The organism is Ramlibacter pinisoli (assembly GCF_009758015.1).
GTDB lineage: Bacteria > Pseudomonadota > Gammaproteobacteria > Burkholderiales > Burkholderiaceae_C > Ramlibacter > Ramlibacter pinisoli.
The window spans coordinates 2044929-2067470 of sequence record NZ_WSEL01000009.1 but is presented as its reverse complement, the minus strand read 5'-3'; the positions used below and the strand labels follow the sequence as shown (position 1 = coordinate 2067470).

General features: G+C 72.9%; 23 protein-coding genes. 11 read left to right on the top strand and 12 right to left on the bottom strand.

Going from position 1 to position 22542, the window contains the following annotated elements; genetic code table 11:
* Positions 1 to 3: 3 nt before the first annotated feature.
* The 3 genes from GON04_RS24285 to GON04_RS24275 form a co-directional block, all read right to left on the bottom strand.
* The gene (locus tag GON04_RS24285; RefSeq protein ID WP_157400525.1) at positions 4 to 1731 is read right to left on the bottom strand and encodes a glycosyltransferase family 39 protein; all 1728 of its coding nucleotides are present in this window, start codon (positions 1729 to 1731) and stop codon (positions 4 to 6) included.
* A gap of 122 nt (positions 1732 to 1853) precedes the next feature.
* On the bottom strand, positions 1854 to 2222 hold the full coding sequence (locus GON04_RS24280; RefSeq protein ID WP_157400524.1) for a dihydroneopterin aldolase: 369 nt from the start codon (positions 2220 to 2222) through the stop codon (positions 1854 to 1856).
* A 16-nt stretch (positions 2223 to 2238) separates the two neighbouring features.
* Complete coding sequence (locus tag GON04_RS24275; protein WP_157400868.1) at positions 2239 to 2949, bottom strand: SDR family oxidoreductase; 711 nt, start codon at positions 2947 to 2949, stop codon at positions 2239 to 2241.
* 80 nt (positions 2950 to 3029) lie between these two features.
* Here GON04_RS24275 and GON04_RS24270 point away from each other — a divergent pair, with 80 nt between their 5' ends.
* Genes GON04_RS24270 through GON04_RS24260 form a run of 3 tightly spaced genes read left to right on the top strand, consistent with a single transcriptional unit; the run spans position 3030 to position 5276 of the window.
* Positions 3030 to 4118, top strand: a complete 1089-nt coding sequence (locus GON04_RS24270; protein ID WP_232533177.1) for a class I SAM-dependent methyltransferase — start codon at positions 3030 to 3032, stop codon at positions 4116 to 4118.
* Positions 4119 to 4161: 43 nt separating this feature from the next.
* Complete coding sequence (locus GON04_RS24265; protein ID WP_157400522.1) at positions 4162 to 4356, top strand: DUF2905 domain-containing protein; 195 nt, start codon at positions 4162 to 4164, stop codon at positions 4354 to 4356.
* Positions 4353 to 5276, top strand: coding sequence for an ROK family protein (locus GON04_RS24260; protein ID WP_157400521.1), 924 nt, complete (start codon positions 4353 to 4355; stop codon positions 5274 to 5276). Before GON04_RS24265 ends, GON04_RS24260 begins: the two co-directional genes overlap by 4 nt.
* On the opposite strand, the gene GON04_RS24255 is transcribed toward GON04_RS24260, so the two are convergent.
* The 4 genes from GON04_RS24255 to GON04_RS24240 form a co-directional block, all read right to left on the bottom strand.
* Positions 5249 to 6502 carry a multifunctional CCA addition/repair protein gene (locus GON04_RS24255; protein ID WP_157400520.1) on the bottom strand — a complete coding sequence of 418 codons (1254 nt, stop codon included), beginning with the start codon at positions 6500 to 6502 and terminating at the stop codon, positions 5249 to 5251. The two genes, GON04_RS24260 and GON04_RS24255, sit on opposite strands and share 28 nt — an antisense overlap.
* Positions 6503 to 6540: 38 nt before the next feature.
* Complete coding sequence (locus GON04_RS24250) at positions 6541 to 7224, bottom strand: glutathione S-transferase family protein (protein WP_157400519.1); 684 nt, start codon at positions 7222 to 7224, stop codon at positions 6541 to 6543.
* An 80-nt stretch (positions 7225 to 7304) separates the two neighbouring features.
* On the bottom strand, positions 7305 to 7826 hold the full coding sequence (locus GON04_RS24245; protein ID WP_157400518.1) for an MgtC/SapB family protein: 522 nt from the start codon (positions 7824 to 7826) through the stop codon (positions 7305 to 7307).
* On the bottom strand, positions 7826 to 9823 hold the full coding sequence (locus tag GON04_RS24240) for a lytic transglycosylase domain-containing protein (protein WP_157400517.1): 1998 nt from the start codon (positions 9821 to 9823) through the stop codon (positions 7826 to 7828). Before GON04_RS24240 ends, GON04_RS24245 begins: the two co-directional genes overlap by 1 nt.
* Positions 9824 to 9832: 9 nt before the next feature.
* On the opposite strand from GON04_RS24240, the gene GON04_RS24235 reads away from it, so the two are divergent.
* The gene (locus GON04_RS24235) at positions 9833 to 10420 is read left to right on the top strand and encodes a 5-formyltetrahydrofolate cyclo-ligase (RefSeq protein ID WP_157400516.1); all 588 of its coding nucleotides are present in this window, start codon (positions 9833 to 9835) and stop codon (positions 10418 to 10420) included.
* A gap of 15 nt (positions 10421 to 10435) precedes the next feature.
* Here GON04_RS24235 and GON04_RS24230 read toward each other — a convergent pair whose 3' ends face one another.
* On the bottom strand, positions 10436 to 11419 hold the full coding sequence (locus GON04_RS24230; protein ID WP_157400515.1) for a LysR substrate-binding domain-containing protein: 984 nt from the start codon (positions 11417 to 11419) through the stop codon (positions 10436 to 10438).
* A gap of 117 nt (positions 11420 to 11536) precedes the next feature.
* Between GON04_RS24230 and GON04_RS24225 the strand changes: the two genes are divergently transcribed.
* Both GON04_RS24225 and GON04_RS27235 read left to right on the top strand, forming a co-directional pair.
* On the top strand, positions 11537 to 11992 hold the full coding sequence (locus GON04_RS24225; RefSeq protein WP_181653744.1) for a DUF2917 domain-containing protein: 456 nt from the start codon (positions 11537 to 11539) through the stop codon (positions 11990 to 11992).
* A gap of 311 nt (positions 11993 to 12303) precedes the next feature.
* Positions 12304 to 13005, top strand: coding sequence for a cyclic nucleotide-binding domain-containing protein (locus GON04_RS27235; RefSeq protein ID WP_157400513.1), 702 nt, complete (start codon positions 12304 to 12306; stop codon positions 13003 to 13005).
* A gap of 3 nt (positions 13006 to 13008) precedes the next feature.
* On the opposite strand, the gene GON04_RS24215 is transcribed toward GON04_RS27235, so the two are convergent.
* Positions 13009 to 13668, bottom strand: a complete 660-nt coding sequence (locus GON04_RS24215) for a peroxiredoxin family protein (RefSeq protein WP_157400512.1) — start codon at positions 13666 to 13668, stop codon at positions 13009 to 13011.
* 22 nt (positions 13669 to 13690) lie between these two features.
* Entirely contained in the window at positions 13691 to 16819 is a 3129-nt protein-coding gene (locus GON04_RS24210; protein WP_181653743.1) for an AAA family ATPase, read from the bottom strand.
* A gap of 121 nt (positions 16820 to 16940) precedes the next feature.
* On the opposite strand from GON04_RS24210, the gene GON04_RS24205 reads away from it, so the two are divergent.
* The 4 genes from GON04_RS24205 (at position 16941) to GON04_RS24190 (ending at position 19092) form a co-directional block, all read left to right on the top strand.
* The gene (locus GON04_RS24205) at positions 16941 to 17081 is read left to right on the top strand and encodes a hypothetical protein (protein WP_157400510.1); all 141 of its coding nucleotides are present in this window, start codon (positions 16941 to 16943) and stop codon (positions 17079 to 17081) included.
* Positions 17078 to 17596: a gluconokinase gene (locus GON04_RS24200; protein ID WP_198349400.1), complete on the top strand. Its 519-nt coding sequence runs from the start codon at positions 17078 to 17080 to the stop codon at positions 17594 to 17596. The genes GON04_RS24205 and GON04_RS24200 overlap by 4 nt, the downstream gene beginning before the upstream one ends.
* A 79-nt stretch (positions 17597 to 17675) precedes the next feature.
* The gene (locus GON04_RS24195) at positions 17676 to 18665 is read left to right on the top strand and encodes an MBL fold metallo-hydrolase (RefSeq protein ID WP_181653742.1); all 990 of its coding nucleotides are present in this window, start codon (positions 17676 to 17678) and stop codon (positions 18663 to 18665) included.
* Between the two features lie 130 nt (positions 18666 to 18795).
* On the top strand, positions 18796 to 19092 hold the full coding sequence (locus GON04_RS24190) for a hypothetical protein (RefSeq protein ID WP_157400508.1): 297 nt from the start codon (positions 18796 to 18798) through the stop codon (positions 19090 to 19092).
* Between the two features lie 10 nt (positions 19093 to 19102).
* Here GON04_RS24190 and GON04_RS24185 read toward each other — a convergent pair whose 3' ends face one another.
* Both GON04_RS24185 and GON04_RS24180 read right to left on the bottom strand, forming a co-directional pair.
* Positions 19103 to 20248, bottom strand: a complete 1146-nt coding sequence (locus tag GON04_RS24185) for an MFS transporter (RefSeq protein WP_157400507.1) — start codon at positions 20246 to 20248, stop codon at positions 19103 to 19105.
* Positions 20245 to 21141, bottom strand: a complete 897-nt coding sequence (locus GON04_RS24180) for a DUF6279 family lipoprotein (RefSeq protein ID WP_157400506.1) — start codon at positions 21139 to 21141, stop codon at positions 20245 to 20247. Before GON04_RS24180 ends, GON04_RS24185 begins: the two co-directional genes overlap by 4 nt.
* Between GON04_RS24180 and glmU the strand changes: the two genes are divergently transcribed.
* The gene (glmU, locus tag GON04_RS24175) at positions 21140 to 22540 is read left to right on the top strand and encodes a bifunctional UDP-N-acetylglucosamine diphosphorylase/glucosamine-1-phosphate N-acetyltransferase GlmU (protein ID WP_157400505.1); all 1401 of its coding nucleotides are present in this window, start codon (positions 21140 to 21142) and stop codon (positions 22538 to 22540) included. The genes GON04_RS24180 and glmU overlap by 2 nt on opposite strands.
* The last annotated feature ends 2 nt before the right edge of the window (positions 22541 to 22542 follow it).

The following is a 22542-nucleotide window of genomic DNA, read 5'->3' as shown; positions in this document are numbered from 1 at the left end:
CGGCTAGCGCGGCGCGGGCTCCGGCAGCCGCTGGTAGACCACCCACTGCTGCGGCCCCACGGTCGCCACCGGCACATAGTGGCCGTGCACGTAGTCGTAGAACGCGCGCAGCTCGGGCGTCATGGACCAGTAGCGGCGGCCGGGTCGGGCGTTCTTGGGGTAGTACCAGGCCGGATCGAACTGCGCCAGCGGGGGCACCAGGTTCTCGCCCTCGATGGCGTTGGGCGTGGCGTCGACGATCAGCGGCGGGGCGGCGCGGCGCAGTTCGTCCACGAGGCCGTCGACCAGGGCGGCGTCGGCGTAGCGCGGTGTCAGCAGGCCCAGCGGGTAGAGGAAGCGGCTGGCCGGCGGCCGCCCGGACAGGAAGTGGACGTCGGCGGCATGGCCCCAGACGAACAGCCGGTCTGCCGCGGCCGTGTGGCTGCGCACGTAGTCGGCGGTGATGGCCACCTGCTGGCGGCGCGCCTTCTCGTTGACGTCGATGGCCAGCCGCATCGCGGTGCCCGCAACCGCCGACAGGGCCGCGCCGGCCGCGAGCAGGCCCACCAGCAGGCGCCGGGCCGGGGCGGCCGGCACCAGTGCCGCGAGTTCGACCACGAAGGCCGCGGCCAGCAGCCCGGCGGGCGCGAAGGTGGTGGCGTAGTAGTGGCCGTAGTGGCGGCCCGAGGTCGAGGCCAGCAGCAACTCGATCGGCAACCACAGCACGGCCAGCAGCAGGGCTGGGTTCGCGCTGCGGCGGCCGGCGGACCGCAGTCGCAGCACGCCCAGCACCCAGGCCGTGAACAGGATGGCCGCCGAGCCGTACTGGGTCGCGACCGTGGTGCCGAAGTGCAGCGCGCCGGCCTTGGTGCGCAGCTCGGAGCGGGCGTACAGGACGTTGTAGTGGAACGCCTGGTCCCAGAACGCCGCCAGCGCGCCCCGGCTGGCCAGGTAGCCCACGAGCGCCGCCGTCACCAGCGCCAGCCCGGCCAGCCCGGCCGCCACGAGCACGGCACGGTCGCGGGCGGGCCGCTCGCCGCGCATCACCAGCAGCAGGGTCAGGCCGACGGCGACCGCCGCGCCGGCGAGGTTGGCGCGCAGGTAGAAGGCCAGCGCGCCCAGCACGCCCAGCGCCAGGGCCGGCAGGAAGCGGGTCGGGCGCGCCGCGTCCCAGCGCACCAGCAGCAGCACGGCTGCCCATTGCAGCGGGATGACGTAGCCCTCGGTCATCCCCAGCGGCAGCATGGCTGCGACCGGCAGCGCGAAGCAGACGGTGCCGAACAGTGCCGCGGTGGCGCCGAAGGCGCGCTTCATCGCCGCATAGCCCAGGACATTGGCGGCCGAGAACAGGGCGAGGTTGAGCAGCCACAGGCCCCAGGGCTGGCCGCCGCTCAGCGCGAGGCCGGCGGCGTTGACCAGGAAGATCAGCGGCGCCTTGTGGTCCCAGAAGCTCAGGTAGGGCGTGCCGCCCTGGCGCACCAGCTCGCCGGCGTAGGCGAAGAAGGCGGCGTCGATCGGCGAGTCGGAGCTGAAGCCCGGCTCACGGAACACCGGCCAGCGCAACACCATGACCCCGGCCAGCCACAGGCAGGCGGCCAGCGGCACGCTCCAGTCGCGCAGGAAGGATCGCAGCGCCGATGACGTCCAGCCACGACCCGTGCCCGACACCGGGTCGGGCAGGGCGCCGGGCGGCAGGCCCGGCAGGCCGGGGCTGCGGTCGACCCCGCTGTCGGTGAAAAAAGGCGGCGGCATCGCTCCAACCGTTGAACCGTGGGGCGGATCGTGCCCGGCCGGACGGTGGCGAGCTGTAACCGACGGAAGTGATGGGCTGGCGGCGCGGCCTCAGCGCCGGGGCAGACGGCAGCCGCCGTGGCTCACCACTGCCCGGTTTCGACCCGGATGGCGACTTCGCAGTCGTCGAAGATTTCCAGCTTGGCGATGCGCACCCGCACGCCCAGCACGCCGGGCAGCTGCATCAGGCGGTGCGCCAGCTTGCCGATCAGGCTCTCGAGCAGGTTGACGTGCTCGGCCGTGCACTCCTCGATGATGATCTTGCGCACCTTGCGGTAGTCGAGCACGTGCAGGATGTCGTCATCGCGCGGCAGCAGTGGTTGGGTGCCGAGGTTGAGCTCGGCATCCACCGCGATCGGCTGCGGGGCCGTCTTCTCGTGGTCGAGGATGCCCAGGTTGGCGTCGAAGCGCAGCCCGGTCAGGGTGAGGATCTGGTTGCCGGCCTTGGCCATGTCGTTGGTCCTGGTCTCACATCAGCGAGAAGTCGCGCTCGAAGCGCATCAGGTGCTGGCCGCCATCGACCAGCAGGGTGGTGCCGGTGATCGAGCGGTTCTCCAGCGCGAAGCGCACCGCCGCCACCACGTCCTGCGGCGTCGACGAACGACCCAGCGGCGACAGCCGGTGCAGCTGCTCGAATTTCTCCTGCGACAGCAGGTGGCTGGTGATCGTCAGACCCGGCGCGACGCCGACCACGCGCAGGCGCGGCGCCAGCGACTGCGCCAGCAGCGTGGTGGCCGCCTCCAGCGCCGCCTTCGACAGCGTGTAGCTGAGGAAGTCGGGGTTGGGGTTCCACAGCTTCTGGTCGAGCAGGTTGACCACCGCGCCCTCGCCGCCGCGCGCCTCCAGGTGCTGGTGCAGGGCCTGCGCCAGCACGATGGGCGCGGCGGCATTGGCCAGCAGGTGGTCCTGCAGGCGCGCATAGGAAAAGCTCTGCACGGTGTCGTGCTCGAACAGCGAGGCGCTGTTGATGACCGCCTCGACCGGGCCCAGCTCCGCCACCACGCGCGCCAGCAGGCCGCGCGCGGCCGCCTCGTCGGACAGGTCGGCGGCCACGGCCGCGAAGCGGTGGCCGGCCGGGGCCAGCGCCGTGCAGTCGGCCACCGTCTGGCGGGCGGCCTCGGCCGAGCTGCGGTAGTGCACCGCGACCTGCCAGCCGGCGGCCGCGAGGCCGAGCGCCATCTCGCGTCCGAGCCGGCGCGCGGCGCCGGTCACCAGCACGGTGCGAAGGGGAGGGGGCGTGCTCACGGACAATGGGCGGGATGGATGCAGGCAGTGTAACGAGCGCCCTCGCGGCGCTGATCGGCCGGGCGGCCGCCCGCGACGGCGGCTGGTTGCCGTTCGACCGCTTCATGGCGCTGGCGCTCTACGCGCCGGGGCTGGGCTACTACGCCAACGCCTCGCGCAAGTTCGGCGCGCTGCCGGCATCGGGCAGCGACTTCGTCACCGCACCCGAGCTGACGCCGCTGTTCGGGCAGGCGCTGGCGCGGCAGGTGGTGCAGGCGCTGGACGCGACCGCGACACGCCAGGTCTGGGAGTTCGGCGCCGGCTCCGGGGCGCTGGCGCAGCAGCTGCTGGAGACCCTGGGCGATCGCATCGAGCGCTACACCATCGTCGACCTGTCGGGCAGCCTGCGGCAGCGCCAGCAGGAGCGGCTGGCCGGCTTCGGCGAGCGGGTCGCCTGGGTGGACGCGCTGCCGGAGCGCTTTTCCGGCGTGGTGGTCGGCAACGAGGTGCTCGACGCCATGCCGGTGCAGCTGCTGCACCGCCGGCAGGGCCGCTGGCACGAGCGCGGGGTCGTGCTGCAGGACGGCCGGCTGGTGTTCGAGGACCGCCCGACCGACCTGCGGCCGCCGGTCGCGATCGACGGCGAGCACGACTACCTGACCGAGATCCACCCGCAGGCGCAGGCCTTCGTGCGCACGCTGGCCGACCGGCTGGAGGCGGGCGCGGCGTTCTTCCTCGACTACGGCTTCCCGGAGGCGGAGTACTGGCACGTGCAGCGCCACATGGGCACGCTGATGTGCCATCGCGGCCACCGGGCCGACCCCGACCCGCTGCAGGACGTCGGCCTCAAGGACATCACCGCCCACGTCGACTTCACCGGCATCGCGGTGGTGGCGCAGGCGGCCGGGCTGGAAGTGCTGGGCTACACGACGCAGGCCCGCTTCCTGTTCAACTGCGGCCTGCTGGAACTGGCCGCCGACGCCAGCCTGCGCGACAAGGCGGCCATCCAGAAGCTGGTCAACGAGCACGAGATGGGCGAGCTGTTCAAGGTCATCGGCCTGGCGCGCGGCGACTGGTGGGATGCGATCGGGTTCGCCGCCGGCGATCGCACCGGCCGGCTCTGACGCACGGTCCCACGGTCCGCGGCGCACGGCCTACACTGCCCAGATGATCCGCTGGTTCGTCGTCGTCTTCCTGGCCCTGATGCTGATCAGCTGGCTCACGCCCGCCCTGCAGAAACTTGGCTTCGGCCGCTTGCCGGGCGACCTGCGCTTCCGCCTGTTCGGCCGCGACTGGCAGGTGCCCCTCACCAGCACCATCCTGCTGAGCCTGCTGTGCAGCCTGATCGCCAAGTACCTATGAGAGCCTGCATCGACATCGGCGGCACCAAGGTGGCCGTCAGCCTGAACGACGGCAGCAGCCACGAGCTGCTGGCGCGCCGCAGCGAACCGACCGCCAAGACCGGCAGCAACGATGCCGTCGCGCGGCAGGTGCTGCGCATGGTCGACGCCGCCTGCGCCGAGGTGGGCATCGCGCCGGAGACGGTGCGCAGCGCCGGCGTGGCGTCGTGCGGCCCCTTCGTGCTGGTGGCCGGCCGCATCGAGCTGGCGACGCCGAACATCTGCGGCGGCATCGCCGGACCCGAACGCGGCCTGCCGAACGACTGGCGCACCGCGGTGCTGGAGGCGCCGCTGGCGCAGCGCTTCGACCGCCTGCGCATCGAGAACGACTGCATCGGCGCACTGGAGGCCGAGCGGCGCTGGGGCGCCCTGCAGGGCGTCGCCGACTGCGCCTATGTCACCTGGAGCACCGGCATCGGCACCGGCCTGTGCGTCGACGGCCGCGTGCTGCGCGGCAAGAATGGCAACGCCGGCCACGCCGGCCACTCGTTCGTGAGCGACAACGACGACGCCCTGTGCGGCTGCGGCAACATCGGCGACGTCGAGGCGCTGGTGGCGGGCAACGCGGTGGCGCGCCGCTTCGGCGCCGATGCCGCGACGCTGCTGCAGCGGGCCCAGGCCGGGGATGCCGCCTGCGCGGCCCAGGTCGACGAGCTGTGCCGGGTGCTCGGTCGCGCGCTCTACAACCTGGTGGTGACGCTGGACCTGCAGCGCATCAGCCTGGGCGGCAGCGTGTTCTGCAACAACCGCGACTACCTGCTGCCGCGCCTGCGTGCGCAGCTGGCGGGCCGCCTGCCGGCGCTCACCGACGGCTGCGAGCTGGTGCCCGCCGGCCTGCAGGAGCGGGTGGGCGACTACGCCGCGCTGGCGCTGGTCGACTGACCGGCGGCCAGCCGCTCCTGCACCGCCGCCACCCGGGCGGCCTGGATCCACTCCCCCACCTGGGGGCCGCTCAGGCCGCGCTCGGCCGCCTGCGCCGCGACCGTCGCGGTGGGCACCTGGCGCGCCGCCTCCAGCGCGCCGAGCAGGCGGGCGCGCTGCGGGTACGGCTGCTCCTCCAGGCCGAGGCGGCCGCGGGCATCGCACTCGCAGGCGAGCAGGGCGTCGGCGAAGCGCTGCGGCTTGCGGAAGGCGTCGCAGCGTTCGAGCAGGCGCACCACCGCCGCCGCGCCGAACTCGCCGCTGCGGTGGATGTTGCCGTGCTCGCGCGCCACCACGTCGGCCAGCTCCTGGCATTCGGTCGGCACCCGCAGCCGGTTCGTCACCTGCTTGAGGAGGCGCGCGCTGCGCTGCTCGTGGCCGATGTGGCGCGGCAGCACCTCCGCGGGCGTGGTGCCCTTGCCCAGGTCGTGCGTGAGGCAGGCGAAGCGCACCGGCAGCGGCGCCCGCAGGCGCGCGCTCATGTCCAGCACCAGCAGCAGGTGTTCGCCGGTGTCGACTTCGGGGTGGTACTCGGCGCGTTGCGGCACGCCCCACAGCCGGTCGACCTCGGGCAGCAGGCGTGCCAGCGCACCGCAGTCGCGCAGCACCGTGAGCATGCGCGAGGGCCGGTCCTCCATCAGGCCGCGCGCCAGCTCCTGCCAGACGCGCTCAGGGACCAGGTGGTCAACCTCTCCCTCGGCGACCATGGCGCGCATCAGCGCCAGCGTCTCGGGCGCGATCGAGAAGTCGCCGAAGCGGGCGGCAAAGCGCGCCAGCCGCAGGATGCGCACCGGGTCCTCGCGGAAGGCGTCGGTGACGTGGCGCAGCGTGCGGCCGGCCAGGTCGCGCCGGCCGTCGAAGGGGTCGATGAGGCGGCCGGCCTGGTCCTGCGCGATCGCGTTGATGGTGAGGTCGCGCCGCGCCAGGTCCTCCTCCAGCGTGACGCCGGGGTCGGCGTGGAAGGCGAAGCCGTGGTAGCCGCGACCGGTCTTGCGCTCGGTGCGCGCCAGCGCGTACTCCTCGCGCGTGTCGGGGTGCAGGAAGACCGGGAAGTCGCGCCCGACCGGCAGGTAGCCGGCCTCGATCATGGCCTGCGGCGTGGCGCCCACCACCACCCAGTCGTGGTCGTTCACGGGCCGGCCCAGCAGCGCGTCGCGAACGGCCCCGCCCACCATGTACGTCTGCATGGCGGCAGTGTAAGGGCCGCCCCCCGCGGCGTGCCGGGCTAGCGCCGGGTGCGGTAGGGCTCTTCGAAGTCGAGGAAATCCTGTTCGGCCAGCGCGCCCTCGATCCAGTCCGCCACACCGGGCAGCGAGCAGACACGCTCGATGTAGTCGGTCACCGCGGCGGGCACCGGCAGCGCATAGGTGCGCAGCCGCATGCACACCGGCGCGAAGTAGGCGTCGGCGATGCCAAACTCGCCGAACAGCATCGGGCCGCCGTGCTGGCGCAGCAGGCCGGTCCACATCGTCACCAGCCGCTCGACGTCGGCGCGCACCGCCGGCCGGTCGCGCCAGACCAGGGCCCCGACCTCGGGCAGCCGGGCCTCGATGTTCATCGGGCAGTGGGTCCGCAGGGCGCTGAAGCCGGCGTGCATCTCGGCGCAGATGCTGCGGGCGCGGGCGCGCGCCTGGCGGTCCTGCGGCCACAGTTGCCGGTCGGGCCAGGCCTCGGCGACGGTCTCGGCGATGGCCAGCGAGTCCCAGACCGCCAGCTCGCCGTCCACCAGCACCGGCACCTTGCCCACCGGGTTGATGCCGGCCAGGGTGGCCTTGAACTGCGAGCCGGGATCGAACGAGTCGAAGCGGACCCGGATTTCCTCGAACGGGATGCCGGCCTGGCGCAGCAGCACCCAGGGCCGCATCGACCAGGACGAGTAGTTCTTGTTGCCGATGTAGAGCTTGAGCATGCGGGCCTCCGCGCGGGATGGGCGGATGCTAGCGGCCGCGCCGGCCGCCATTGATGCGAAATCGCGCCGCGATTGATGCGTCAGCTCGCGCCGGGGCCGCCGTCGTCGACCGCCGCCCGGCGCCGGCGGCGCTGGTTCTGGATGACGTTGCGCAGCGGGATCTCCAGGAGCAGGATGCCCAGTGTCAGCAGCGTGCTCAGCACCGCCAGTGCGTCCAGGCCCAGGCCGGCGGCCAGGCCGATGGCGGCCGTCATCCACAGGCCGGCGGCCGTGGTGAGCCCGTAGACATGCTCCTGGTCGTCGGCCTTCAGGATGGAGCCGGCGCACAGGAAGCCGACGCCGGCCAGCAGTCCCTGGATGACGCGCGACACGCCTTCCTCGTCGAGCCCGGCACGACGCGCCGCCAGCATGAACATGGCCGAGCCCAGCGCCACCAGCATGTGGGTGCGCAGGCCGGCCGGCTTGCCGGTCAGCTCGCGTTCCAGGCCGAGCAGGCCGCCCAGCAGGGCGGCGAGCAGCAACCGCACCAGGGCGCGGACGAAGGACTCCAGGTCCCGGATGTCGGAGAACTCGCTGGCGACCGTGGCCAGCACCACGTCCATCAGGGCAGGTCCCGGTTGGGTTCGGGCAGCGCCATGTCGCGCGGGCCCACCATTCCCAGCCGGGCCTTGAGCGACTGCGGCTGGCCGGTGAGCACGGCGGCGTACAGGGTGGTGTTGGCCAGCACCTTCTTGACGTAGTCGCGGGTCTCGCCGAAGGGCACGTTCTCGGCCCAGGCGGCGGCCTCCATCACCGGGCCGTTGCGCCAGTTGCGCGGCCGGCCCGGGCCGGCGTTGTAGGCGGCGGCGGCCAGCGCCATCGAGTTGCTGAAGTCGTCGAGCACCAGCTTCAGGTAGCCGGTGCCGATCGCGATGTTGGTGTCGCGGTCGGCCAGCTGTTCGACCCGGAAGCCGTTCAGCCCGAGCTTGCGCGCCGTCCACCGGGCCGTGGCCGGCATGACCTGCATCAGCCCCGAGGCACCGACACTGGAGCGGGCGTCCATCACGAAGCGGCTCTCCTGGCGGATCAGGCCGTAGACGAAGGCCGGGTCGAGGTTGATGTCGAGGCTGCGGCGCACCACCTGCTCACGGAAGGGCAGCGGGAAGCGCTGCTCGATGTCGACCTCGCCCTTGGTGCGCTCGCTGGTGTTGATGCAGCGGTCCCAGACTTCGCGCTCGCAGGCGACCTGGGCGGCGGCCAGCAGCTCGCGGTCGGCCATGCCGCCGGGCCGGGCCAGGTTGGTGCCGTAGTTCCATTCGCGCACGCCCTCGCCGCGCAGGCCGAGCGCGATGGCGTACAGGCCGCGGGCCAGGCTGGGGTCCTGGCGGGCGGCCTCCTTCTCCTCGGCCGTGGGCGGTGCCGGGCGCGCCGGCGGCGTCACCCGCTGCCCCAGTTCCTCCAGTGCCAGCATCTCGTAGAAGCCGCGCGTGGGCGAGGCCAGCGCCTCCAGCAGCTTCTGCGCCTCGGCCCGCTGGGCCTCGTGGCCGCCGGCCAGCAGGGCGCGCGCCTTCCAGTACTGCCAGGCCGGGTCGCGGCGTGCCTCGTCGCTCATGGCGTCGATGGCGGCGGTCAGCGTGGGCCACTGCGGCGTGCGGCCCGCGCGCAGGGCGGCGCGCGCCTTCCAGGCCAGCATGTCGTCGGTCAGGTCGCTGTCGCGGGTGACCTTGGCGTAGAGCGCCAGCGCGTCGTCGTCCAGCTTCTGCGCCGCCTGGCGGCCGAGCACGCCCCAGATCCAGTTGCGTTCCTCGAGCTTGAGCTGCGGGCCCCACTTGGACTCGAGCAGCGCGGCCGCGTTGTCGGGGTCGGTGGTGGCCATCCGGATGAGCGCCAGGCCGATCAGCTCGCGCCGCACCCGCGAGCTGGCGGTCGCGCGGCTGGTGAGGAAGCGGGCCGGGCTGGCGTTCAGCTCGGCCAGCAGCGGCATGGCCTCGGCCGAGGCCAGCTCGACCGCCGCGGCCACCATCTTCGGCCGGTTGGCCTCCATCGCCAGCCGGGCCTTGCGCCAGGCGTCGGCGGTGCTCATCCGGTTGCGGCCGCTGGTCTCGGTGAGGAAGCGGCTGGCGGCCAGGGTGCAGGCGTCGTCGTCGCCGCGCTGGGCGAACCAGATCCGGCGCACCTCGTCGGCCAGGGTCGGCGGCGCCGCCGGCCCCTCGACCAGGTGGCGCACCAGTGCGGCATAGCAGCGCACCTGGCCGTCATCGTTCATGCGAAAGCGCGGGTGCTCGTCGGCGAAGGTGGTCCAGTCGCGCCGCTGGCCCAGCAGCAGCAGCCAGTCGTTGCGCAGCCGGTCTTCCTGGTAGGTCCCGGCGTAGCGGCCGAGGAAATCCTGCACTTCCTGGGTGCTGGCGGTGTCGAGGCGGGCGCGCAGTTCCCAGTAGGCGGCCCAGGGTTCCAGCACGTGGCCGCGCGCCAGCGGCAGCAGCTGGCTCAGCCGTGCCTTGTTGCCCTGGCGGAACGCCTGGGCCATCTCGAGGAGGGTGTCGTCGCCCCGGTTCTGAGCCTGCGCCACGGTTGCGGCAAACCCCACGGCGATCAGTGCCAGAATCGTTCGAAACTTCATCGGTGGATTATGGACAAGCCGGAGGACAAGAACGCCCTGCGCAAGCGCCTGGTCGAGGAGCGGCTGGCGCTGCCGGACCGCCAGCGGCGGTCCGACCTGCTGCAGCGCGTGATGCGCATCTGGCTGGTGGGCCGCCCCGATGCCGCCATTGGGGCGTACTGGCCGATCAAGGGCGAATTCGACCCCCTGCCGGCGCTGCACCGCTGGAAGGAAGACGGCGAATTGCAGGGCGAACCGCAGTTGCGCCGGATCGGCTTGCCTGTGGTGGACAAGCTGCACAAGACGCTCAAATTCCACGCCTGGTTCCCGGGCTGCCCGATGGAGGAGGACGCCTACGGCATCCCCAAGCCCAAGGACACCGAGGTCATCGTGCCCACCCTGCTGTTCGTGCCCTGCGTCGGCTACGGCGCCGGCGGCTACCGGCTGGGCTACGGCGGCGGCTTCTACGACCGCACGCTGTCCAAGCTGGAGCCGCGCCCGTTCACGGTCGGCCTGGGCTTCACCACCGGTTTCCTCGACGATTTCGAGGCCGAGCCGCACGACGTGCCGCTGGACGCCATCCTCAACGACAACGGCGTGGTCTGGCCGATCGGTTGAGCCCGGCGGCGCCGCTCAGTCGATGTCGTCGACGGTGTCGGGGTCCGGCACCTCGCCGATGGTCTGGCGTGTCGACCGGGCCTGCAACTGCAGCCAGTCGCAAAAGCCGGTGATCTCGGGGCGGTGGGCGCCGCGCGGACCGACGATGAGCCAGTAGGCCATGGGCGAATCGATGCGCAGCCGCGGCAGCGGCTCGATCAGGTCGCCGTTGGCCAGGCTCTCGGCCACCATCGGCAGCCGGGCCAGCACCACGCCCTGGCCCGTCAGGGCGGCCTGCACCATCTGGTAGGCGTAGTTGAAGTACAGCCAGCGCTTGGGCTGCAGGCGCGTGAGCTGGTGGCCGTCGAGCCAGCGGCGCCAGGTCAGCCACTCCAGGTGCGAGCGGTTGGCGTCGCCGGCCTCGATGAACGCGAACTGCGCCAGGTCGGCCGGCTTGTGCACGGCGCTGCCGCTCTTGAGCAGCCAGGGGCTGGCCACCGGTGTCAGCTGCTCGCCGAACAGCCGCACCGACTTGGGCGGCATGTTGGCCGCCGGCCCGTAGCGCAGCGCCAGGTCGACGTCGGCCAGCTCCAGGTCCAGGCTGGTGTCGGTGGCGTCGATGCGGATGTCGATGTCGGGGTGGTCGCGCTGGAACTGCTCCAGCCGCGGGATCAGCCACATCGAGGCGAACGAGGCGAAGGTGGTGATGGACACGCTCTTGCGGCCGGCGCTCTGGCGGATCTGGCGCACCGCGGCGTCGATGCGCGGCAGCCCGTTGTTCACCGCCAGCAGCAGCTGGCTGCCGGCGGTGGTGAGTTCCACCGCCCGCGTGTGCCGCAGGAACAGCGACACGCCCACTTCCTCTTCCAGCGACTGGATCTGGCGGCTGACGGCTGACTGCGTGAGCGCCATTTCCTCGGCCGCGGCGCGGAAGTTCAGGTGCCGGGCGACCGCCTCGAAGGCCCGCAGGTAGCCGGCCGACACCGGGCGGGTGCGCAGGTGGGTCTGGGAGTGGAGCATGGGGCGGGCCAGGGATTGATGCGGGATCGGAATGAAAAGCCTAGCTGGATTTCATTGGACCGACAAGCGCGCGGCTCCCATCATTCACTGCCGCCAATGCCAGACCAGGAGATCGCCATGTCCATGACCGCGCTGCTGCATCCGCAACAATCGACCACCCGCCTGAGCGGCACCTGGAAGCTGGCGCAGGGCCGTGCGACCACGCTGCGCCCGCGCGAGGACGGCGTGCTGCGCGTCGCCCACGGGCGGGTCTGGCTCACGTTCGACGGCCCGCACGCCGGGCCCGCCAACGATTTCGGCGACCGCGTGCTGGGCGCCGGCGACTCCGTGCGGGTGGCGGCCGGCCGCCGGCTGGTGCTGGAGTCGTGCGACGCCGCGCGGCCGGTGTATTTCAGCTGGGACTTCGAGACCGCCCCGCAGCCGGCAGCGGCGCGGGCGGTGGAGCAGTCCTGGAGCGACCTGCGCCTGGCCCTGGCGCTGGGGCTGCGGTCGGCCGGCCGGCTGGCGCGCGCCCTGGTGGCGCTCGGGGCCGGCACGCTGCTGCCGCGGCCGGTGCCCGTGCCGGCCCGCTGACGGGCAGGCGCCAGCGCCTGCTGGCGCTGAAGGCAGGGCAGGTCGGGGCGTCGGCGCAACGCGACGTGGTGCCGGCCGCTAGCCGTTTTTCCTGCGCCGCGCCTATCCTTGGCGGATCGACGACGCCAACGAGACGCGGTGACCTGGATGCTGCTCGGCATGTTCAACTGCCTTCACCTGGCTGCGCCGCGGCGGCCGGATGACATCCACCGACTTCGCCGGGCGGGTGATCGCGCTGCTCGAACAGGGGCTGGCGGGGTGAACGCGGTGACCACCACGCCGGCCGGCGCTGCCAGCCGAGGCGCGCCGCGGTGACCAGCGGCAGCGAACTGATCCAGGGCGCCGGGTCGCAGCTGGCCGGCTTCGTCGCCAGCATGCTGGCCTCGCCGGCGCACATGGTGGCCGGCCTGGCAGCGGCGCTGGGCGTCGGGCTGGTGGTGGCCGGCGCGCTCACGCGCACGATGCTGCCGCTGCGCTGGCTGGCCGTCGGCAGCAACGTCGGACTGCTGACCTACGCCGTGCTGCAGCCGTCACCGATCACGATGATCGTCTCGTTGTCGCTGCTGCCGATCAACCTGTTCCGGGCCATCGAGGTGACGCGGCTCACGCGCCGCGTGGCCCGCGCCGGTGTCCAGGCCGACATGGCGGCGCTCTGGCTGCGCCCGCACATGAAGCGGCGCCGGCTCAAGGCCGGGCGGACCCTGTTCACGAAAGGCGATCCGGCGGATCGGCTGTACCTGCTGGCCGAAGGCGAACTGGAGCTTGCCGACATCGGCGTGCCGCTGCTTCCGGGCCGCATCTTCGGCGAGGTCGCGCTGTTCTCGCCCGACCACAACCGCACGCACACGGTCCGCTGCGTCACCGACTGCCTCATCCTCGAGATCCACGAGAGCACCGTGCGCCAGCTGTTCTTCCAGCAGCCCGCCTTCGCGTTCCACCTGGTGCAGCTGCTGGCGCAGCGGCTGGGCGAAGACGTCCAGCGCGCGCAGAACAGCTCGAAGCTCGAGCGCTGACGGTCAGGCGGCCGCGCAGGCGCGCGCCGCGTCGAGGATCACCTCTTCGGAGGGAAGCTTGCCGATCCCGGCCACCCCTTCATCGGCGCACTCGATGTGGGCCCAGCGCACGATGCCTTCCCGATCGATCAGGTACAGCGCCTTGAGCTGCGGCCACTGCTGGTCGATGTCGGCCTGGTCGGCCGCGGTGTTGACGTAGCCGTCGAGCTCCCCCAGCACCTTGGCAGCCTCGGGCACCGGCAAGGGTTCGGGCAGCTCGCCGGTCGGGTTGACGCGGGTCGTCGCCAGCGCGTCCAGCAGGGCCGGCGTCGGCTCGGGCTTGGGCACGCCATAGGCGCGGTGCGTCGTCAGTCCAGGGTCGGACGCCAGGCGCAGGCGCGTCGGCCGGAACTTGAAGTACAGGCGCGCGTTCTCCGGCGCGGTGGCCACGACCGCCAGGGTCTCGACGCCGAGCTCCTTCAGCTTGTTCTCGAAACTGCCGAGCTGCACGAGCTGGCGGCGGCAGAACGGGCACCACAGGCCGATCATCAGCGCCAGGAACAGCGAGCTGCGGCCGCGGTAGTCGTCCAGCGAGACGGTTCCGGCCCCGGCCACCGCCGGGAGCGCGAAGCCGGGCGCCGCTTGGCCCGGCAAGACCGGATGGGTGAGGGTGGCGGTCGACATGTCCAGGCTCCTTCATGCGGGGTCAGCAGAGGAATGGAAGCACCATCAGCGCGTCGGGCTCGAGGCCGGCGCGTTCGCAGACCTCCCGCGCCTTCTCGAGGTGGGTTTCAGCCTGCTCAGGCCGCCCCGTGTCGAGATACAACGTCGCCAAACCATCGTAGCAGGGGAACAGCAGTTGCGGCTCATCGATCTGCTCGGCGAGTTGCAACGCTTCTTCGTACGACGCGAAGGCACGCGCATGGTCGCCGTGGCACTGGTGGATCTGGCCCAGCACGATCAGCGGCACGGCCAGGTGGTCGAGCAGCCCGAGCCGGCGGTCCAGGGCGGCGGCCGCGCGTGCCGCCGCCACGCCCTCGGCCTCGCACCGGTTCGTCAGCGCGCAATAGGCGACCGCCAGGTTCGCGTACAGGCGCGACTGGAAGCCCAGGTCGCCGACCTTGCGGGCCGTCTCCAGCCCCCGCAGGCAGGTGTCGATGCTGCGTTGCGGGTCCAGCGAGGCGTACAGCACGCCGAGGTTGGTGTAGCCGCGGCACGCCGCCTGCAGCATCTCGTGGGCCTCGGCCCGGCGCACGCTGCGCTCGATCTGCTCGACCGCCTCGGACGGCCGGCCCAGGCGGGCCAGCGCGATGCCCAGCGTGTTGCAGGCCTCGGCCTCGACGAGGACGGCGTCGCGCGTCGCCCCGCTCGCCGGCAACTCGGCGAGTGCGCGTTGCGCCAGGGCCAGCGCCTGGGCGTTGTCGCCGGCACGGAATGCGAGCCGGCCCATCTCCTGGAACAGGTGCGCGCGTTCGATCGGATCACCGCCGTCGCCCAGCCGCTCCAGGCCGGCGCGGAAGCAGACGCCGGCCCGCTCGCGGTCACCGGCCTCCCAGTGCAGGCCTCCGGTCTTGCGCAGGACGCGCGCCGCGCGCACCGGATCGTGCGCCACCGGCGCGGCCCGCTGGATGAGGTCGTATTGCGCGAGGGCGTCGTCGCGCCGGCCTTGCAGGCCCAGCAGGTCGGCCAGGCGCTCGCGCGCATCGCAGGTCACTGCGTCGACCGCGGGCGCTGCGGCGTCCGCAGCCGTCTCGCCCAGCGTGTCCAGCGCGCGCCGGTAGTGGCGCAGCGCGTCGTCGTTGGCATAGACCGCGCGCGCCCAGTCGCCGGCCGCCAGCAGGTAGCGGGCGCCGCGCAGCTTGTCCGGCGACAGGCTCCAGTGGTGGCCCAGGGCTTCGAGCTCGGCCAGGCGCCGCGGGTTGCCGGGCTCGCCGCCGGCTGCGGCTTCGAGCGCGCGGCCGACGCGCTCGTGCAGGTCGGTGCGCCGCGCCAGCAGCAGGTTCTGGTAGGCCACCTCGTGCAGCAGCACGTGGCTGAAACGCCAGTGCTGGCCCCCCGGCCCGTCGGCGCGGATCAGGTCGTCCGCGGCCAGGCGGTCGAGCGCGACGCCGGTCGCGTGGGGCACCGTCGCCACCTGCTCCAGCAGCGCGCGCTCGAATCGCGCGCCGAGCACCGCCGCCTCCTGCAGGGTGCGGCGTGCCTCGGGCCGCAGGCGGTCGATGCGCGAGAGCAGCAGGCCGTACAGGGTCGTCGGGACATCGACGGCGGCGCCTGGCGTGTCGCTGCGCCGGCCGCCGTCGCCGCCGGCGAGCTGGCCGCGGGCGGCGAGGCTGCGAACGATCTCCTCGACGAAGAGCGGGTTGCCGCCGGCCCGCGCCGCGACCAGTTCGCGCACCGTCGCCGCGGCGTCGCCGGCCGCGGCGCCGAGCAGGTGGGTCACGAGCGCGCGCGTGTCGTCGTCGTCCAGCGGCCCGAGCTCGATCGTCGACTGCGGCACCCGCGCGGTGCGGGGCAGTCGCGCATCCGGACGCTGGGAGACGAGCAGCATCAGCGGCCGGTCCGCAAGCTGGTCGGCGACCTCGCACAGCAGGTCCACCGACGCCGCATCGGCCCAGTGCAGGTCGTCGATGACGATGAGCAGCGGCTGGCAGGCCAGCCGCCGCTCGATCAGTGCACGCGCGGCCAGCGTGATCTGGCGCTGCAATTGCTCCGGGTCGATGTCGCGCGGCCGGGTGTCGTCGATGCCGAGCAGGTAGTTCAGGACCCGTGCCACCGCATCGGTCTCGTCGGCGTCGGCGCCCAGGGCCTGCAGGCCCTCCTGCAGCTTGTGCCGGGCGACGTCCAGCGTGTCGCCGGCATCGAGCCGGTAGGCCTCGCGGAACAGCGCGCCGAAGGTGCCGTAGGTCGGTTCGCCGAGCGATGCGCAGCTGGCACGCCGCACCGTGACGGTCCCGAGCCGGTCCTCGCGCTCGAGGCGCGCGAACCACTCCGCCACCAGCCGGGACTTGCCGGCGCCGGCCTCGCCGACGACGACGACGAACGCGGCCCGGCCGCGCTGCAAGCCGTCGAATGCGCCCGACAGTTGCGCCAGCGCCCGGTCGCGCCCGACCAGCGGCGCGGCCAGCCCGAACTCGGCCAGGCCGCGCGCCGGCCCGGCGTCGCTGCGCACGCCGACGAGGCGATGGGTCAGCACCGCCTGCGCCTTGCCGCGCAGCGCGAGTTCGGTGGCCGGCTCGAAGGCATAGCGGTGCCGCACCAGCCCGCGCGTGGCGTCCGACACCAGCACCGTCCCCGGCGCGGCGGCCGCGAGCAGCCGGGCCGCCGTGTTCACGGTGTCCCCGGTGACCGCGTAGGCGCCACCGGCGCCGTGCCCGAGGCTGCCGGCGACAACCGCCCCGGTGTGGACGCCGATGTGCAGCGTCACCGGCCGCCCCAGGCGCCCCGCCCAGGCCCGGCTCAGGCGCTCGACGCCGTCCATCATCTGCCGCGCCGCCTCGAGCGCGCGCAGCGGGTCGTCCTCGTGCGCGACGGGCGCGCCGAACACCGCCATCGCCGCGTCGCCGACGAACTTCTCCACGAAGCCGTCGTGGCGGGCGACGGCCTGCGCGAGGGTCTCGAACAGCGCGTTCTGGAACGTGCGCAGCATTTCGGGGTCGAGCCGCTCGGCCAGCGACGTGAACCCGGTCAGGTCGGCGAACACCACGGTGACCTGGCGACGGTCGGCCGCGGGCTCGGGGGCGGCGCGCGCGAGCGCTGCGCCGCAGCGCGGGCAGAACGCGAAGCCGGCTTCGCAGCCAAAGCCGCACGCCGGACAAGCGAGGCTGGACGAGGTCATGGCGGGTCCCCGATGCTGCCTGCAGGAGCGTCCCGGCAACTGATTCAACAATGCGTAACGCGTTACGCAAAGTAGAATCGCCGCCTCGCCCGACGCGCCGCCGGCGCCAGGAGCATTCCCCATGTCCCACGCATTCGCGAGCCAGGCCGACCCGGACCACGAGACCAGCACCTCCGGGCAACTGCTCCCGCAGGACTGGGCCTGTACGGGCGGCGTCGCCGGGCCGGTCGTGGTGCTGCCCGGACCGGGGCTGGCGCCATGAACGCCGCTGCCGGCCCGCGGGTGGTGGTCATGGGCGTGTCGGGCTGCGGCAAGTCCGCGGTCGGCGCCCGGCTGGCGCAGGCCCTGGGGGTGCCGCTGGTCGAGGGCGACGGCTTCCACCCGCCGGCCAACATCGACAAGATGTCGCGCGGCCTGCCGCTGGACGACGCCGACCGGGCCGGCTGGCTGCAGGTGCTGGGCGACCAGCTGGCGGGCCATGCCGGCGGCGCGGTGCTCACCTGCTCGGCGCTGAAGGTGGCCTACCGCGACCGGCTGCGGGCCGCGGCGCCCGGCCTGCAATTCGTCCACCTGGCGCTCACGCCGGCGCAGGCGCAGGCGCGGGTCGCCGGCCGCGCGGACCACTTCTATCCGCCCAGCCTGGTGGACAGCCAGTTCGCCGCGCTGGAGGATCCGGCCGGCGAGCCGGGCGTGGTCACCGTCGATGCGGCGCTCCCGATGGACGCCGTGGTGGCGGCGGCCCTGGCCGGCCTGCAGCAGCGCCCGGCCGGCAACTGATTCAACAATGCGTAACGCGTTACGCAAAGTAGAATCGCCGCCTCGTTCAGCGCCGTCCCCGGCGCAAGGAGCTTCCTCCGTGTCCAAAGCATTCGCGAGCCAGGCCGACCTGGCCGACAAGACGATCACCTTCGAGCAGCTGTCCCCGCATTGCTGGGCCTACACGACCGAGGGCGACCCGAACTCCGGCGTGATCATCGGCGACCGCTACATCATGGTGAGCGACGCCACCGCCACGCCCGCGATGGCGCGCGACCTGATCGCGCGCATCCGCACCGTCAGCGACAAGCCGATCAAGTACGTGCTGCTGACGCACTACCACGCGGTGCGCGTGCTGGGCGCCAGCGCGTTCGTCGACGAGGGCGCGACCGAGATCATCGCCAGCCAGGGCACCTACGACCTGATCGTCGAGCGCGGCGAGCAGGACATGCGCTCCGAGATGGAGCGCTTCCCGCGGCTGTTCCGCAACGCCGAGACCGTGCCCGGCCTGACCTGGCCCACCCTGGTGATCGGCGGCGGCAATCCGGTGCGCGGCGAGGTGCCCGGCCGCCTGACACTGGACCTGGGCGGGGTGCAGGTGGAGGTGTGGCATCCGGGGCCGGGCCACACGCGCGGAGACACCATCGCCTGGATCGGGGCGGAGAAGGTGCTGTTCTCGGGCGACCTGGTCGAGTACGAGGCCGGCGTCTATACCGGCGACGCCCATCTGGAGGAGTGGCCGGCCACGCTGGAGGCGCTGCGTGCGCTGGAGGCCGAGGCCATCGTGCCGGGACGCGGCGCGGCGATGAAGGGCCGCGCGCAGGTCAACCAGGCGCTCGACTACACCAAGCGCTGGGTGCAGACCCTGTTCACCGCCGCCCGGGAGGCCGCCGCCGCCGGCATGGACCTGAAGGCCGCGATGGCGCACACCCGCAAGTCCATGGACCCGGTGTTCGGCCATGTGTTCATCTACGAGCACTGCCTGCCGTTCGACGTCAGCCGGGCCTACGACGAGGCCAAGGGCATCAAGAACCCGCGCATCTGGACGGCCGAGCGCGACCAGGAGATGTGGGCCTCGCTGCAGGACTGAACGCGGGGCCGCCGGCGTCGGCAGGCACCGACGCGTGGCTGTCGTCGCGTTCCGACGCCGGCCGGCGCGGCCGCCGACATCCCGCTCCTGGTGCAGTTCCTAAGCTGCGTGCTCCCAGGAGTGCACCACGATGACCCGCAGATCCCCGCAACAGCAACCGCCCGGCGACCGCGTCGCCCAGCAGCAGCAGATGTCCGGCTCGACCGGGTTCCAGGCCCCGCGGCAACCCGACCCCGGCAAGCCCCAGCAGATGGGCGAAGGCAGCTACGAAGGCACGCGTGACTACCAGGAGCGCACCGAACGCTACCTCGACAAGGCAGACGTGAAGTCCGACGCCGAACGCGCCCGGCCGCGTTCCGAAGAGGAAGCGCGCGAGATGGAAGCGGCGGAGCGCGAAGGCCGCTCGCACTCGCGCGGCGAGGACTGACAGCAGCCCGTCAGTCCGCCGGCACGCTGCGCGCCGCCACCAGCGTGGCGCCGGCCAGTGCGCCCAGCAGCGCCGCCAGCCCGAGCAACCCGCCCCATTGCAGGGCGGAGCCGCTCGCGACCGGACCGATCGTCCCGCCCGCCGTGTAGCCGGTGATCATGGCGGCCGCGCCACCCGCGGTGGCGCGGCCGGCGAACTCGTGCGCGACTTCCACCATGGTGAGCGTGTACAGCGCCCCGCCGACGCCGCCCCAGACCACCCCGACCGCCCACAGCAGCCAGGGCCCACGGTCCGCGAACGCCAGCGCCGCGCTGGCGGCCAGCAGCGCGAGCGCCGCCACCGTGAAGACGCGCCGCATCGGGAACCGGTCGGCCGCCAGCCCGGCCGGCAGCTGGCACAGGAAGCTGCCGACGCCGATCGCGCCGGCGACGCTCGCCGCGCTGCTGAGGTCCAGCCCGAGCGAGGAGGCGTGGGCGGCACTGATCGACCCCAGCCCGGCCTCGAACACGCCGCCGCTGAACGCGATCAGCGCCAGCAGCGGCACCTGGCGCAACGCGTGCCAGGTGCCAGCCTGGCCGGGCGGTGGTTCCACGGCCGCATGGCTGGGGATGGACACGGCCACCGCGCAGCAGCCGGTCACCAGGGCGAGGGCGGCCCACAGGATCGGCCGCTCGCCCCAGCCGAGCAGGGCCGGCAGGAAGGGGCCGAGCGCCAGGGCCGCGCCGAGCGAGGTCTGGTACAGGCCCATGACGCGGCCGCGCTGGTCCGGCGGCGCCTCGCGCGCCAGCAGCGCCTCGGTGGCGTTCCACAGGCCGGCGGCACCGATGCCGCTGACGGCGGCGCCCACCGTCCACGGCAGCCAGTGGTCGGTGGCGGCGTAGAGCCCGACCCCGGCCAGCTCGAGCAGGCAGCCGGCGCGGTAGGTGCGCACCACGCCCCAGCGCGCCAGGATGCGCGGCACCACCGGGATCAGGAGGCCGATCAGCAGGAAGGGCACCATCGCGAACAGCCCGACCGCCGCGGTGCTGGCGCCGGCCCGCTGCAGGCTGATGGCCAGCACCGGGCCGGTCATGGCGAAGGCCAGGACGATCAGCGTGGTGGCGAGCGCGAACCGCCACACGACGCCCATGGCGCCCCGGGACGCCACTGCCGTCATTGCTGGGCCGCCAGTTCGCCGATGTCGCGCTGCCAGCCCCGCAGGCGCCGCGCCGCGAAGTCGCGCTGCGCGGTGCTAGTGCTGTTGTGCAGCGCGGAGGTGATGCGACAGGCCTCCTGCCGCATCACGTCGACGTAGGCGCGGAAGGTGGGGTCGGGCGAGGTGAGGTAGCGCTCGAGCAGCTCGTGCACCGCCTGCCGTGCCTCGTGCAGGGCAGGGCCCGGCTGGGCCGTCAGGCGCCGCAGCACCGCCAGCGTGTCGTGCTGGCGCCGGCGGCGTTCGGCGAGCAGCAGCGACGGGTTCCAGGCCGAGCCCTGCACCAGCCGGGCCAGCATCGTCCGCTGCGTCTCGGTCAGGCTGCCGTAGACGGTGTCGGCGCGGCCCAGCAACTCCTTCAGGCGCTTGTCGGCCTGTTCGGCGCGCGGGATGTCGATCCACTCCTTGGCGTAGTCGCGGTTCTTCTGCGCGTACTTGCGTTCGAGATGGCGCAGCTGGGCGTCGCTCAGGGTGATGGCCGTGGTGGTCAGCGCCGGCTCGGCCTGATCGCGCAGGGCGGCGATGCGCTCGCGCACCGGCGCCTCGAAGGCGCAGGCCTGCTCGGCACTGACGTCCCCCGGCGCGAGCTGCTCGGCCTGCTGCAGCAGCGGCAGCAGCCTCGGCAGCTCGCTGGCCCGGTGCCAGGCGTGCAGCCGCGCCAGGTCCTCGCGCACCCGCAGGCGCTGCACGTCGTCGAAGTCGACGTAGCCGTCGAGCCACCAGTAGGCCAACTCGGGCAGGGTTGCGTAGCCGAGCTTGATGGCGCTGCAGCCGCCCAACGCCATGGCAAGCAGGAGCGCACCGATAATCGCCGCGAACCTGGATGCGACGCGCAGCAGGATGGAAGGACAGGACATGACAGCAGTGGATGTGGTGATCATGGCGGCCGGGAAGGGCACGCGCATGAAGAGCCAGCGGCCCAAAGTGTTGCATCGATTGGCGGGGCGTGCGCTGGTCGACCATGTGACCGACTGTGCGGCGGCGCTCCAGGCCCGCCGGGTGGTGGTGGTCACCGGCCATGGTGCCGATGAGGTGGAGGCGGCGGTGGCCGCGAGCGCGGCCGGCGCCGGCCGCCCGGCACCGGTGTTCGTGCGGCAGGAGCCGCAGCTGGGCACCGGCCATGCCGTGCAGCAGGCCGTGCCGGTCCTGCCCGACGATGGGGTCGCGCTCATCCTCAACGGCGACGTGCCGCTGATCCAGCCCGACACCCTGCGCGCGCTGCTGGCCGCCTGCGCCGGCGAAAAGCTCGCCCTGCTGAGCGTCACCCTGCCCGATCCGGACGGCTACGGCCGCATCGTGCGCGAGGGCCAGCGCGTCACCGGGATCGTCGAGCACAAGGACGCGGGCGAGACGCAGCGCCGCATCGATGAGGTCTACACCGGCTTCATGGCGGTTCCCAATGCGCTGCTCAAGCGCTGGCTCGCCCGCCTGACCAACGACAACGCCCAGGGCGAGTACTACCTGACCGACATCGTCGAGCACGCGGTCGCCGACGGTGCGCCGGTGGTGGCGGTGGCCTGCACCGACCGGGTGCAGGTCGAAGGGGTGAACAGCGCGCTGCAGCTGGCCCAGCTCGAGCGCGCGTTCCAGCTGCGCCATGCGGAGCGGTTGATGGAAGCCGGCGTGCGGCTCGCCGATCCGGCGCGGCTGGACGTGCGCGGCACGCTGCGTTGCGGCCAGGACGTCGAGATCGACGTCAACTGCGTGTTCGAGGGCCAGGTGGTGCTGGGCGACGGCGTGCGCATCGGGCCCAACTGCGTGATCGCCAACGCCAGCATCGAAGCCGGTGCGCTGCTGCAGGCCTTCACCCACATCGAGGGCGAGCGCGCCGGCGTCACCATCGGCGAGGGCGCGCAGGTGGGGCCGTTCGCGCGGCTGCGCCCGGGCGCCCGGCTGGGCCCGGAGGTGCACATCGGCAACTTCGTCGAGGTGAAGAACTCGACCATGGGCCGCGGTGCCAAGGCCAACCACCTGGCCTACCTGGGCGACACCCAGGTCGGCGCGCGGGTGAATTACGGCGCCGGCTCCATCACCGCCAACTACGACGGCGCCAACAAGCACCGAACTGTGATCGAGGACGACGTGCACGTGGGCAGCAACTGCGTGCTGGTGGCGCCGGTGCGCATCGGCGAGGGCGGCACGATCGGGGCCGGCTCGACCATCACCAAGGACACCGAACCCGGCGGCCTGGCGGTGGCGCGCGGCCGCCAGATCCGGTTGCCGAACTGGAAGCGGCCGCTCAAGCAGCCCAAGTGAGC

Bases quoted from the DNA above. Each gene is read 5' to 3' on its own strand.
- GON04_RS24205 (WP_157400510.1), top strand. From the start codon at position 16,941: ATGTCCCACGCATTCGCGAGCCAGGCCGACCCGGACCACGAGACCAGC.
- GON04_RS24270 (WP_232533177.1), top strand. From the start codon at position 3,030: ATGGATGCAGGCAGTGTAACGAGCGCCCTCGCGGCGCTGATCGGCCGG.
- GON04_RS24265 (WP_157400522.1), top strand. From the start codon at position 4,162: ATGATCCGCTGGTTCGTCGTCGTCTTCCTGGCCCTGATGCTGATCAGC.
- GON04_RS24210 (WP_181653743.1), bottom strand. From the start codon at position 16,819: ATGACCTCGTCCAGCCTCGCTTGTCCGGCGTGCGGCTTTGGCTGCGAA.
- GON04_RS24240 (WP_157400517.1), bottom strand. From the start codon at position 9,823: ATGAAGTTTCGAACGATTCTGGCACTGATCGCCGTGGGGTTTGCCGCA.
- GON04_RS24275 (WP_157400868.1), bottom strand. From the start codon at position 2,949: ATGGCGCTCGGCCTCGCGGCCGCCGGCTGGCAGGTCGCGGTGCACTAC.
- GON04_RS24250 (WP_157400519.1), bottom strand. From the start codon at position 7,224: ATGCTCAAGCTCTACATCGGCAACAAGAACTACTCGTCCTGGTCGATG.
- GON04_RS24180 (WP_157400506.1), bottom strand. From the start codon at position 21,141: ATGTCCTGTCCTTCCATCCTGCTGCGCGTCGCATCCAGGTTCGCGGCG.
- GON04_RS24255 (WP_157400520.1), bottom strand. From the start codon at position 6,502: ATGCAGACGTACATGGTGGGCGGGGCCGTTCGCGACGCGCTGCTGGGC.
- GON04_RS24280 (WP_157400524.1), bottom strand. From the start codon at position 2,222: ATGGCCAAGGCCGGCAACCAGATCCTCACCCTGACCGGGCTGCGCTTC.
- GON04_RS24215 (WP_157400512.1), bottom strand. From the start codon at position 13,668: ATGTCGACCGCCACCCTCACCCATCCGGTCTTGCCGGGCCAAGCGGCG.
- GON04_RS24225 (WP_181653744.1), top strand. From the start codon at position 11,537: ATGTCCATGACCGCGCTGCTGCATCCGCAACAATCGACCACCCGCCTG.
- glmU (WP_157400505.1), top strand. From the start codon at position 21,140: ATGACAGCAGTGGATGTGGTGATCATGGCGGCCGGGAAGGGCACGCGC.
- GON04_RS24230 (WP_157400515.1), bottom strand. From the start codon at position 11,419: ATGCTCCACTCCCAGACCCACCTGCGCACCCGCCCGGTGTCGGCCGGC.
- GON04_RS24235 (WP_157400516.1), top strand. From the start codon at position 9,833: ATGGACAAGCCGGAGGACAAGAACGCCCTGCGCAAGCGCCTGGTCGAG.
- GON04_RS24200 (WP_198349400.1), top strand. From the start codon at position 17,078: ATGAACGCCGCTGCCGGCCCGCGGGTGGTGGTCATGGGCGTGTCGGGC.
- GON04_RS24260 (WP_157400521.1), top strand. From the start codon at position 4,353: ATGAGAGCCTGCATCGACATCGGCGGCACCAAGGTGGCCGTCAGCCTG.
- GON04_RS24245 (WP_157400518.1), bottom strand. From the start codon at position 7,826: ATGGACGTGGTGCTGGCCACGGTCGCCAGCGAGTTCTCCGACATCCGG.
- GON04_RS24185 (WP_157400507.1), bottom strand. From the start codon at position 20,248: ATGACGGCAGTGGCGTCCCGGGGCGCCATGGGCGTCGTGTGGCGGTTC.
- GON04_RS24285 (WP_157400525.1), bottom strand. From the start codon at position 1,731: ATGCCGCCGCCTTTTTTCACCGACAGCGGGGTCGACCGCAGCCCCGGC.
- GON04_RS24190 (WP_157400508.1), top strand. From the start codon at position 18,796: ATGACCCGCAGATCCCCGCAACAGCAACCGCCCGGCGACCGCGTCGCC.